General features: G+C 58.4%; 11 protein-coding genes. 8 read left to right on the top strand and 3 right to left on the bottom strand.

Going from position 1 to position 11,949, the window contains the following annotated elements; all coding sequences use genetic code 11:
* Nucleotides 1–9: 9 nt before the first annotated feature.
* Complete coding sequence (flgM, locus tag QML71_RS09975; protein WP_282011774.1) at nt 10–339, bottom strand: flagellar biosynthesis anti-sigma factor FlgM; 330 nt, start codon at nt 337–339, stop codon at nt 10–12.
* A 254-nt stretch (nt 340–593) separates the two neighbouring features.
* On the opposite strand from flgM, the gene QML71_RS09970 reads away from it, so the two are divergent.
* Nucleotides 594–1,025: an NUDIX domain-containing protein gene (locus QML71_RS09970; RefSeq protein ID WP_282011773.1), complete on the top strand. Its 432-nt coding sequence runs from the start codon at nt 594–596 to the stop codon at nt 1,023–1,025.
* A gap of 45 nt (nt 1,026–1,070) precedes the next feature.
* Nucleotides 1,071–1,991, top strand: a complete 921-nt coding sequence (locus QML71_RS09965; protein ID WP_282011772.1) for a M28 family peptidase — start codon at nt 1,071–1,073, stop codon at nt 1,989–1,991.
* Nucleotides 1,992–2,004: 13 nt separating this feature from the next.
* Here the strand turns inward: QML71_RS09965 and QML71_RS09960 are convergent, their stop codons facing one another.
* Together QML71_RS09960 and QML71_RS09955 are read right to left on the bottom strand one after the other, a co-directional pair.
* Nucleotides 2,005–3,369: a serine protease gene (locus tag QML71_RS09960; RefSeq protein ID WP_282011771.1), complete on the bottom strand. Its 1,365-nt coding sequence runs from the start codon at nt 3,367–3,369 to the stop codon at nt 2,005–2,007.
* A gap of 187 nt (nt 3,370–3,556) precedes the next feature.
* The gene (locus tag QML71_RS09955) at nt 3,557–3,973 is read right to left on the bottom strand and encodes a DUF4399 domain-containing protein (protein WP_282011770.1); all 417 of its coding nucleotides are present in this window, start codon (nt 3,971–3,973) and stop codon (nt 3,557–3,559) included.
* A 433-nt stretch (nt 3,974–4,406) separates the two neighbouring features.
* Between QML71_RS09955 and QML71_RS09950 the strand changes: the two genes are divergently transcribed.
* The 6 genes from QML71_RS09950 (at nt 4,407) to QML71_RS09925 (ending at nt 11,942) form a co-directional block, all read left to right on the top strand.
* On the top strand, nt 4,407–5,318 hold the full coding sequence (locus QML71_RS09950; protein ID WP_282011769.1) for an Mrp/NBP35 family ATP-binding protein: 912 nt from the start codon (nt 4,407–4,409) through the stop codon (nt 5,316–5,318).
* Nucleotides 5,319–5,449: 131 nt separating this feature from the next.
* Nucleotides 5,450–6,592 carry a DsbA family protein gene (locus tag QML71_RS09945; protein WP_282011768.1) on the top strand — a complete coding sequence of 381 codons (1,143 nt, stop codon included), beginning with the start codon at nt 5,450–5,452 and terminating at the stop codon, nt 6,590–6,592.
* A 60-nt stretch (nt 6,593–6,652) separates the two neighbouring features.
* Complete coding sequence (locus QML71_RS09940) at nt 6,653–7,195, top strand: protein-disulfide reductase DsbD domain-containing protein (protein ID WP_282011767.1); 543 nt, start codon at nt 6,653–6,655, stop codon at nt 7,193–7,195.
* Nucleotides 7,196–7,247: 52 nt separating this feature from the next.
* Nucleotides 7,248–9,893: a CBS domain-containing protein gene (locus QML71_RS09935; protein ID WP_282011766.1), complete on the top strand. Its 2,646-nt coding sequence runs from the start codon at nt 7,248–7,250 to the stop codon at nt 9,891–9,893.
* Nucleotides 9,894–9,972: 79 nt separating this feature from the next.
* Entirely contained in the window at nt 9,973–11,310 is a 1,338-nt protein-coding gene (locus QML71_RS09930; protein WP_282011765.1) for an NCS2 family permease, read from the top strand.
* A 95-nt stretch (nt 11,311–11,405) separates the two neighbouring features.
* Nucleotides 11,406–11,942, top strand: a complete 537-nt coding sequence (locus QML71_RS09925; protein WP_282011764.1) for a leucine-rich repeat domain-containing protein — start codon at nt 11,406–11,408, stop codon at nt 11,940–11,942.
* Nucleotides 11,943–11,949: the final 7 nt, after the last annotated feature.

Genomic DNA, 11,949 nt, shown 5'->3' with positions numbered 1-11,949 from the left:
GTTCGGGTTTTATTCCAGAAACTGCGACTCACTCAGGATTTCCTTCAAAATGCTCTCGGCCAGCACATCGCTGTCCACATGGAAGGTCCCATCTTCCACCTGCGACTTGATGCGGTTGATCTTCTCGGTCCGCACGTCCGGCGAGGCCTTGGCCACATCCAGCCCTTTCTGGATGATCTGGGCCTTGGCGGACAGCGCAATCTGTTCCCCGCCGCCACTGGCTGCCCGGGAGGTCGAAGTGGCAGACGGATCTGCCGGGTTGCCCTTGGCGCTGGGTGCCTTCACCTTGTCAGGAGAAACCTTGTTGCGGATTTTGAAATCGTCGCCCTGGATTTCCATACGATAACCTTTGATTTGATCGTTTTGAGTTGGGGGCCTTTGTCCTGCATGATTCGCCCCGCAACTTAATTATCGGTATCCTGTGAATAAACTTAAGGGCTTTTTTGGGCTCGATCTCAGAAAACCCTTTTGTTGATTCAAGATATCTGTATTATAAAGGCTTGTCAAGGTTGGAACCCTCCGGCAAACGTTGGATCGGGTATGCCGAAACGAACCCCGGTTTTCCGGGTTACTTTATATTCAAGCCAGTTTCAATGAGTTATAAGAATCCTGCGGTGGCGGTGGACCTCATCATTGAGGTCGGGGACCGGGGTATTGTGCTGATCGAGCGCAAAAACCCCCCGTCCGGCTGGGCTCTGCCCGGTGGATTCGTTGATTATGGGGAATCGCTGGAAACCGCGGCGGTACGCGAAGCCCGCGAGGAAACGCAGTTGGAGGTGACGTTGCTGGGTCAGTTTCACAGCTATTCCAGGCCGGATCGCGATCCGCGCATGCATTGCATCTCCACGGTGTTCGTGGCCCGCGCCGAAGGCGAGCCGAGAGCCGCCGACGATGCCCGCGACTGCGCCCTGTTTCCCCGCGATCGATTGCCGCAGACGCTGGCGTTCGACCATGCGGAAATCCTGCGGGATTATCTGGAAAACCGTTGGGGCACCTCCCAACCCGTTCCTTCCGATCCCTCCTGAAATGAGGTGGCTGTTTTGCGTCGAATGCGTGGTTGGGGATGGGGAGTGTTACTGCTGATGACGGCGTTCATGCCGGGACAACTGGCGGGAGAACCTGATCCCACGCAGGGCTACCGCGCCCTGTTGTGGAAGCATCTCGAAGCCCTGTGCGCGATGGGTCCGCGGTATCCCGGCAGCGCGGGCCACGCCCAAACGCGTGCCTACATCCGGGACATCGCCGAACGCTACGCCGATTCGTGGAAGGAGCAGGCTTTTGTCGCCCGCGTCGGTTATGCCGGCGAGTTGCCTCTTTATAATTACGAACTCACCTTCAAAGGAACCGGTCGCACCGGTCACACCGGCGGCAGCGACGACTCACCGCCGATCCTCCTGGGCGCGCATTACGACACACGGCCTTTCGCCGACGAGGAAACCGATCCGGAAAAACAGGAACAACCCATCGTCGGCGCCAACGACGGCGGCTCCGGCACGGCCATTTTATTGGGAATGGCGCAGTATCTGCATGAGAACCCGCCCGAACGCCCGGTGAAACTGGTGTTCTTTGATGGCGAGGATTACGGCCGCCGTGGATCGGACGAATACTTTCTGGGATCGAGTTATTACGCCGAGCAGTTGAAGCAAGAAGATCCGTCCACCTGGCCCGCGCGCGTGCTGGTGGTGGACATGGTCGGCAAAAAGGACGTCAAGATTTTCAAGGAAGTCTACTCGTTCCGCAATGCGCCGGGGTTTCTCGACACCATCTATAAAGTGGCGGAGGATCTGGGCAACACCCAGTTCGTGCCCATGTTGCGCTATTCGGTGCGCGACGACCACCTGCCTTTCATTTACCTGAAAATCCCTTCGGTGCTGCTGATCGATTTCGATTACCCCTATTGGCACACGCTGGAAGACACGCTGGACAAATGTTCGCCGGACAGTCTGCTGGGCGTGTTTGAAGTGGTGGTGGAAACCTTGAAGCGGGTGTGAACCGGGATGGCGATCAGGGCCGGGAGTCGAGGGCTTCCAGCTTGCGGCGGGCGTCTTCGTTTTGAGGGTCGAGTTGCAGGATGATGCGTAATTCGCGCAAGGCCTGTTCCCGATCACCCTGTTTGGAATGGATGTCATGCAGGTTCCAGTGCAGGGATAGAAAATCGACGCCCATGTTGACGGCGGTGTGGTAGGCCTCGATGGCTTCCTGCGATTTGCCGAGCCCGTGGTAGGCATTGCCAAGGTTGAAGTAGGCGACGCCGAATTCCGGGTCCAGCGACAACGCCCGCTTGAGGTAGGGCACGGACTGGTCGAACTGTTGCTGCTTGTTGAGCGCCGCGCCCAGATTGGACAGCGCCTGAATGAAATTGGGATAGATGGCGATGGCTTGCTTGAACTGCTCGATGGCCTTGTCCACGTCGCCTTGGCGGAAATACTGGCCGCCCAGGTTGGACAACGCTTCCGGAAAACGCGGGTTGAGCTGCAACGCTTTTTCGTATTCGGCAATGGCGTCTTCCGCCTGCCCCAGCCCGCGGTAGGCCACGGCGAGGTCGTAACGCGCCGGCACGAAATTGGGATCGATCCTCAGCGTTTTCCCAAACAGCTCGATGGCCGCCTGCGTGTCGCCCAGGCCATACAAGGTGGAGTTGCCCCGGTAATAAAACACTTCCTTGGCGTTCCGGTCCCGTTTGCGCAGTTCCTCAAAACTCAGCAGTTTTGTGGTGTTCAGGTACGGCGTGACGTATTGGATCGGTACCGCCAGGTTCAAGGCACGGCCTTCGAGAGTGGCCACCCCGACGACCTGATTATCCATGTTCATCACCGGGCCGCCACTGAATCCGGGTTCGAACGGGGTGGTGGCGTAAATGAACGGGTAGTCGGGAATCGCCTGCGGATGCACGCCGAGCACAAAGCCGTAAGTCTGCACCAGCACGCCACGCAACCCTTCCTCCACCATCTCCACTGCGTGCGAAGGATAGCCCAGCGCACTCAGGTAATCGAATGCCTGCAGGCTGGTGGAATCGCCCAACTCCAGGGTGGAATACAGATCCCCTTCCAGCTTGAGGACCGCCACGTCGCGCGCCCGGTCCGTGTTCAGGATGCCCATCACGCCGATCTGCGTGCCATCGGGAAACACCGCATTCATGCTCACCGCATCGATCAGCACATGGTAGTTGGTGATCAAGGTGCCGTCGGGACGGACGATGAAACCGGTGCCGGTAGCCAGGGTTTCGCCCTGCGCGTCTTTCGCAATCAGCATGACGACGGCGTTGCGGTTGGCCTCGTAGGCGGAAACAACGGTGACGCCGCCGAAACCAAGCAACGTAACGAGAACGATCGCCACCAGTGGTTTGAAAGACCGGGGAAGGAAATGCATAGGGAATTGGCCGACCGCATTCGCGCGGCGGTGGGAGCCTCAGCAAAGGGTTGAAAATCAAAATTGTATGAATAAATTGTATCGGCTGGGCGCGGCGATTACAACCGATTTCAAGAGCGGCGGGGGAGAAACAAAACGCCCCATGCGCCGCATCCTCGTTGGAGGGCAACGGGCATGGGGCGGGGTGTTACTGGACGTTGACGATCACCGTTGCCGTGATCGGAGGATTGTACGGAACATGGTTGCCTTGTGCGAACAAGCCGCGAATGACGTGCATGCCCGGCTCCAGCCGGATTTCCTTGCAGGTGGATCCGTCACCCATGTGGATGTGCTGCGCGTCCTTGCCGATCGGCTGGCTCAGATCTTTCGGCAGGTCGGCGTCCACCAGAATGTGGTGATGCCCTTTGCCGTCGTTGACGCCTTTCTTGGCAGGCTCAACCGTGACGTTGTGCGCGACCAGGCAAACCTTCACCGGGTTCTGAAGGGTGGCGCCGTTGGCCGGTTCGCTGATGGCGATGGCGCGGGTGCCGGCCAGGGCGGACCCTGCCGTCACGACCAGCAGGCTCAGAAAAATGACATGCAATTTGAAAAACAACTTGTTCATGTAGTCCTCTCCTTTTTTCTACGAAGTCTATTGGTGATTGTGGTTCATGGATTCGTTCCGTCGCAACCGGCCAGAACGGCCAGGCATTGTGAGGGGAATCCATGCGACCGAAATTTCGGCAAACGAAAAACCAAAAGAGTGATGTGGAGCCGGCAAACCCCCGGTAACGGGAATTTTCCAGGGTTGAATAGCCAACCCTTTTGTCTGCATTTAGATCAGATCAAACGCAATTGGTTTCGGAATATTTTCCAGAGCCGCTGAAATTATACTAGGAAAATCGTCGTTTCCGCGTCGCAAATTCCTACGAGACGCCGGTTTTAACCCTTTTCCTGAATCCAAAAAGATTATATACTTCCAGCATAATTCAATGTTTTGAGACGTTTTCAGCGCCGGGGGCCTGGCCCCTGCTTGTTCATACGTTTGGGAGGTTTGAATGGAATTACCTGTAACCGGAGAGTGCCGCCTGCTTCACACCTGTGAAATGTGTGAATACAACAACGACAACGATTGTAAGGCGGACCACAACGAGCACAATCGATGGCTGGTCAATGACCGCATGAACGCGATCAAACACAAGGTCATCGTCGGCAGCAACAAGGGCGGTGTGGGCAAGAGCACGGTGACCACCAACCTCGCCATCGCGCTGGCCGAAAAAGGATTTAAGGTAGGGCTGGCTGATGCGGACCTGCACGGACCCAATATCCCGAAACTGATCAATGCCGAAAGCGTGCGCCTGCGTGCGCAGGATGACGGCATTTCGCCTTACGAAACCAAGAACGGCCTCAAGGTGGCGTCGCTCGGGTTTCTGATTGAAGACCCCAACATGCACATCGCCTGGCGCGATGCGGTCAAGTACGACTTCATCATCGAACTGCTGGGCAACATCAACTGGGGTGAACTGGATTACCTGCTGATCGATCTGCCTCCGGGCACCGGCAACGAGCAGATCACCATCATCGATTTCATCGGTCAGGTGGACGGATGCGTGGTGGTGACGACACCGCAGGACCTGGCGCTGCTCGACGCCCGCAAGATGATCTCTTTCGCGCGCGACAGCAACGTGCCCATCGTCGGCATCATCGAGAACATGAGCACCCTCGTGTGTCCGCACTGCGAAGGCGAGGTGGATGTGTTCCGACGCGGCGGCGGTCAAAAGCTGGCGGAAGAACTCGTCCTGCCTTACCTGGGAAGCATTCCTCTGGATGCCGAAGTGGCGGAACGCTCCGACAACGGCGATCCCATTGTGCTGGCCAAACCGGATTCCAAAGTCACCAAAGCGTTTCTCAGCCTGGCTGAAAACTGCCACAAGTTCATGAATCCTGAAGAATCCTTGAAAGCCAGTTGAACGCATTCACACCCGGTGAAAGAAATATGAAACAGGGGCTTCGGCCCCTGTTTTCTTTTTATCGGCGGCAAAAAAAGGATGCGACAATCGATTTGCGATTGCTCTCCCGAATGTTGGATAATGAAGTGTAGATGGAAGCACGCGTTATAGATGACATGCTTTCCAATGCCACCGCTTCCCCTGTACTCGAAGTAGAAAGTGATATGGGCCCTTCTTCAAAAAACTCGTTCCTTCTCGTTCTTTCCTGGCTGTTGATCCTGTTGGGGGCTCCCGCTCTTTGGGCGGCCGATGCCGTTCCGGACGTTCCCACGTTCCACAACAACCCGCGCGTGGCGGTGGTGGGGGAACAGGACGTCCGCCTCGACGATCTGAAAAATCCCCAGATTCAGGACATGATGCAACGCCTGCACAGCATGCAGAGCATCCTCCTCAAACAACGGGCCATCGAACTGTTGCAGGACGAACACCCCGAAATCCTCGAAATCCGCGCACCGCGCATCAACCGCGAAGACATCTTCCGCATGTATCAGGAAGAGATGGGCCTGGAAGATATGGAAGGCGTCAACTCGGCGGCGGTGCAGAACATGATCCGCAACTATGTCGAGAAGCTCAGACGGGATGCGTATCTCAAGGAACTGGAAGAACGCTATCAGTTCGCGGTGGACAAGGGATGGGTGACGGATTATTTCAAGGCGCCCAACGACTTCAAGCTGGTGGCGGGCATCGGTACGGCCATGCTGTGGTTCAAGCCGGACTCACAGGACCCGCGCAAAGTGTTCCTCATGGAGTACTCGGACTACCTGTGCCCGTTCTGCAAAAAAGTGCAGACCACCCTCAACCTGTTGCGCCAGCGTTATGGCGACCGGGTGCAGTTCGGCTACCGGCATTTCCCCCTGCATAAGGAAGCCTTCGCCATCGCCGAGGCGGTGGAGTGCGCCCGCGATCAGGGCCGTTTCTGGGAATATCAGATGCGGGTTTACAACGACCCGCAGGCATTCAAAAATCCGGAGACGCATTTCAAGACCGCGCGTGACATCGGCGTCGCCAACATGTCCGATTTCAAAACCTGCCTGCAGGAAGGCCGGTTCCGGGATCGCGTGCAGAAGGATTTTCGGCAGGGCATTGAAATCGGCATTCAGGGCACCCCGACGTTCATCATCGGCACCTACAATTTTGCCGAATCCACCATTCACGGGGAAATGTTCTCCGGCGCCGTATCCAGCGAGCAGTTCGTTCAGACCATCGAAAAATACATCGAGCTTTCAAAAGACTGATTTGCCCGCACGGGTGGACGGCGACCCCGAAAGTTCTCTATGCGCTCACGCAAACCTTATATGAAAAGTGATGCCTTCACCGTTGCACGGTCCCGGCGTTGGCTGCCATTCACGCTCGTGCTGAGCGCGCTGGGGCTGTGCGGGTTCCAGCCGGTGGAAGAGTATCTGAAGAGCCGCGCCGAGCAGCTCCAGATCGAAGTCCACGCCATGCCGGAAACCGAAACCGTGCGTCCCGGCGATACCTTTAAAATTTATGTGGTGGCCACGCCGCAAAAAGGCTGGCATTTTTATTCGATGGAAGCCGGAGCGGACGACCCCACGCTCGCCACCCGCATCGAGATCACCGAGAGTCCGTTCACGGCGCTGGGCGCCTGGGCGGAGTCGCCCCCGACCCTGAAGCAGGACGAGGCGCTGGGGCGGCCGGTCAAGGTCCACAGCCACCGCGTCGAGTTCACCCGCACGCTGTCGGTTCCCGAACACCTCGCCGCGGGCATGCACGCGGTGCAGGGCGTCCTCACCTACCGCATCTGCGACAACAAGGTCTGCGCGCTGCAGCAGGACCGTCCGTTCCAGTTTCATGTTATAGTGAAACCTGAAAATTGACGGAACCCCGGGCCTGTCGCAGGCTCTTTTTGTATTCGGTCACGGCCGCCTCATGGAAATCATCACCACACATATCAGTGCGGACTTCGACTGTGTGGCGGCGATGGTTGCCACCCAGAAGTTGTACCCCGACGCGCACATGGCGTTTTCCTCCTCCATGGAGAAGTCCGTCCAGGAGTACCTGCACGCCTTCGGCAACCCCTTTCAGTTCACCCGCGCCAAAGACGTGGACCTCACGAAAGTCACGCGCCTGATTGTCGTGGATACGCAGGACGCGGAACGCATCGGCGTATTCAAATCCCTTTTGAATAACAAAAATGTCGAAGTCCACGTTTACGACCACCACATGGATGTGGATCAGCCCCTGCGTGCGGATCAGGCCGTTGTGCGCCCGCGTGGATCGGCCGCCACCGTCCTGTGTGAAGAACTCGCCGAGCGCGGCATCACGCTGTCGGCGCTGGAAAGCACGCTGGTGGTGCTGGGTATTTATCAGGACACGCATTCTCTGATGTCGAGCTCGACCACGCCGGAAGATTTTTACGCGGTGGGGCGCATGGTGGCTCAGGGCGCCGACCTCAATATCGTTGCGGATTTCGCCGAGACGCGGCTCAATCAGGAACAACGCGACGTGATGAAGGAACTGATTGTGAGCCTGGAGGTGCACAACTTCAACGGCGTCGAGATCGCGCTGGCGCAGGCCACGGTGGATTACTATGTCGGCGACCTGGCCGTGGTGGTGTCGCGCATGATGGAACTGGAAAATCTCAAGGCGGTGTTCGGTCTGGTGTGCCTCGACCACCGGGTCTATGTGATCGGCCGCAGCCGCACGGAGGAAGTGAACGTGGGCCGGGTGCTCAGCGAGTTGGGCGGCGGCGGTCACACCAACGCCGCGTCCGCCAGCACCCGCGATCTGACGCCCATCCAGGCGCGGGAAAAACTGATCGCGGTGCTCAACGAAAAGGTCGAACCGCTCAACCGCATCCAGCACGTCATGCATGCGCCGGTGGTTTCCGTGCAGAACAAAAACACCATCGCCGAAGTCGAAAATGTCATGACCCGTTTCAACCTCAACACCCTGCCGGTGCTGGCGAATAAAAAACCGGTGGGGCTGGTCACGCGGCAGGTGGTGGAAAAAGCCATCCACCACAAACTGGCGAAGGAACGGGTCGAGGATTTCATGGCGCACGAATTTTCGGTGACCACGCCCGATGCCTATTTTAAAACCATCGTGCCCAGCATCATCGAGGCCAAACAAAAACTGGTGCCGGTGGTGCATCCCAAAACCGGACATCTGGTCGGCATCGTCAGCCGTGGCGACCTGCTGCGCCTGTTGCACCAGGACATGGGGCGCTATGCGGCGGAGCCCTACGCGCCGTTGCTCGACAAGAACGACCTGCTGGTCAAGAATGTCAAAAGCCTGATGAAGGAACGCCTGCCCAAAACGATGCTGACGTTGCTGGACAATGTGTCGCGGCTGGCGGACGAAACGGGCCTGTCCGTGTATGTGGTCGGCGGGTTTGTGCGCGACCTGCTCCTGCGCATCGAGAACCTCGACCTCGACATCGTGGTCGAGGGCAACGGCATTCAGTTCGCCCGCAAGCTGGGCAAGGAATACAACGGGCGCGTCGTGGGGCATGAAAAATTCGGCACCTCGGTGGTGCTGTTTCCCGACGGTTCCAAGATCGATGTGGCGACGGCGCGCATGGAGTATTACCAGCACCCGGCGGCATTGCCGACGGTGGAGATGAGTTCGATCAAGTCCGACCTGTTCCGCCGCGATTTCACCTTCAACGCGCTGGCCATCAAGCTCAATGGCAAGGATGCGTTCACGCTGATCGACTATTTCAACGGCCAGCGTGATCTCAAGGACGGCGTGGTGCGGGTGCTGCACAACCTGAGTTTCGTCGAGGACCCCTGCCGCGCCTTCCGCGCCGTGCGTTTTGAACAGCGGCTGGGATTCCACATCGGCAAGCAGACGGAATCGTTCCTCAAGCGTGCTGTCGATAAAAAACTGGTGGACAAGCTGAGCGGCACGCGCCTGTACAACGAGTTGATGCACATGCTGGAAGAGAAGACACCGATCCGGTGTTTCCAGCGCATGAAGGAACTGGGCCTGTTGCAGACCATCCATCCGCGTCTGATGAAGAACCTCCGGAATATGCAGGTGCTGGAACGCATCGAGGAAATTTTTACGTTGTCGAACGTCATCAAGCTGGTGGAGAACCCGGATGCGGGCTTCATGTATTTTCTGGGAATGCTGTACGGACTGAAGGCCGCCGACCTCAATCAGGTCGCCCACCGCCTCAGCCTGCCCGCCAAAATCAAAAAGCGCGTGAAAGAAGATATCGGCAATTGCGAGTCGGTGCTCAAAACCCTGAGGCGCAAACGCAAGTGCGAGCCCAGTGATATTTATAACCTGTTCGCCGGGTTGTCCACGGAAGCGCTTCTGCTGGTGATGGCGGTGTCTGGCGACGACCGCATCAACAAGCATGTGCTGATGTATTTCACGCAGTACAATCCGTCGGCGGCGCTGTCGCTCACCGGCGACGATCTGATCGAGATGGGCATCCGTCCCGGCCCGGTGTTCCAAACCGTGTTCAAGGCCTTGCGCGACGCGCGCATCAACGGCCAGGTCCACAACCGCGACGACGAAGTGGCGCTGGTCGAAAAAAAGTTTTTGAACGGACGGTCGCGGTGATTCGATCCCAACGGCATCCCCAGGCCGCACGGTTTTCAACACGCGTGGCTGCCTCCCGCAGAAGCCGGAGCAGGGTGGCATGACCTCCGTCCTCGCATTTCTGGACCGGTTTTTTCGCGTGCGGGAACAAGGCAGCACGCCGCTCACCGAGATGCGCGCCGGGCTGGTCACTTTCATGACCGCGTCCTACATCATCTTCGTGCAACCGGCGGTGATGGCGCAGGCGGGCATGGACTTCGGCGCGGTGATGACCGCCACCTGCCTGGCGGCGGCGCTGGGTTGCCTCATCATGGGCCTCTACGCCAATTACCCGATCGCGCTGGCCCCCGGCATGGGCATCAATTTTTATTTCACTTACAGTGTGGTGCTGGGGCAGGGCATCCCCTGGCAAATTGCGCTGGGTGCGGTGTTCCTGTCCGGCATCGGGCTGATCCTGCTCACCGTGTGCCGGTTCCGCGAAGTCATCGTCAACAGCCTGCCCAACGACATCAAGGTCGGCATTTCCGTCGGCATCGGCTTGTTCATCGCCTTCATCGGGTTTGTGCAGGGCGGCATCGTGATGGGCGATCGCAGCACGCTGGTGCAGCTGGCGCCATTGAACTCATTGCCGGCCCTGTTCACCATCGCCGGCGTCGGCCTGATCGGGGTGCTGCTGCAACGTAAGATCAAAGGCGCCATCCTGATCGGCATGGTGACGATGGCGCTGGCGGGCATGCCGTTCGGTCTCGTCCAGTTTCACGGCGTGGTGGCGCTGCCGCCGGATATCACGCCGACCTTGTTGCAGCTCGATATCCTGGGTGCGCTGGACCTGGGTTTGCTGACGGTGGCGGGGGTGTTTTTGTTTGTGGACCTGTTCGACACCGCGGGCACGCTGGTCGGTATTGGCCATCAGGGCGGTTTTTTGAAAGACGGCCGGCTGCCGCGCGCCTACCGTGCCTTGTGGCCGGACTCGGTGGCGACCACGGCGGGGTCGGTGCTGGGCACGACCACGGTGACCTGCTACATCGAAAGCGCCGCCGGCGTCGCCGAAGGCGGGCGCACCGGTTTGGCCAGTGTGGTGACGGCGCTGATGTTCCTGCTCGCCCTGTTCCTCGCGCCGCTGGCCAAAATGTTCGGTGGCGGCTACGCCGTCGATCACGACACCATCCTCTATCCCATCACCGCGCCGGTGCTGATCATCGTCGGCGCCATGATGGCGGCGAACGTCACACGCATCCAATGGCAGGAATGGGACGAGGCCCTGCCGGCGTTCCTCATCCTGATCGGCATGCCGTTGACCTACAGCATTGCCGACGGCATGGCGCTGGGATTCATCCTGTATCCCGTCATCAAAGTTCTTGTGGGCAAGGCGCGGCAGGTGCACTGGATCATGTACGTGATCGCCACCCTGTTCCTGTTGCGTTACCTTACTGTGTAAAGGGGAGGCCGGGTGGCGGGCCCGGACTTGTGCTATACTTGGGACCGTTTTAAGCGTTAGGGATCTTTGCGGTACGTCCAGAAAGGAAGTCATCCTTGGCAAGCATCGAATATCTGATCAAACAGTTTCTGAGTCCGGACAAACGCACGCTGGACCTCAGCAATTATCATATCGGCGACAAAGGCTGCGAGCAGTTGGTGGGTTCCAACCAGTTGCAGCGCGGCAAGCTGCGCACATTGCGCCTGCCCAACAACGACATCAGCGACGAAGGCGCGAAGGTGCTCGCCGATTGCGAACATTTCAAAAACCTGCGTGAGCTGGAGCTGTACGGCAACGTCATCAGCGACGACGGCGTCAAGGCCATCGCCACCTCGCCCCATCTGATCAAGCTCAAAAAGCTGGGGCTTTACGGCAACCTGATCGAAGACGACGGGGCCATCGCCATCGCCGAGTCGGAGACGTTGACGAAGGTCACGCACCTGTTCATCACGGCCAACCGGATCCGCAAGGAAGGTATCGAGGCGCTCAAGAGCGCGCGCTGCCGCACCCGGTTGTGCCATCTCCATGTGGACGACCTTTCCGATTTCGCATTTGACGACGATGAGGATGAGGACGAAGAGGACGACGACTGAAAAAAGG

Origin of the sequence: Nitrospina watsonii (assembly GCF_946900835.1) — a bacterium.
Classification (GTDB): Bacteria; Nitrospinota; Nitrospinia; order Nitrospinales; family Nitrospinaceae; genus Nitrospina; species Nitrospina watsonii.
Note: the sequence above shows the minus strand (reverse complement) of the source record. Positions and strands in the feature narration are given on the sequence as shown.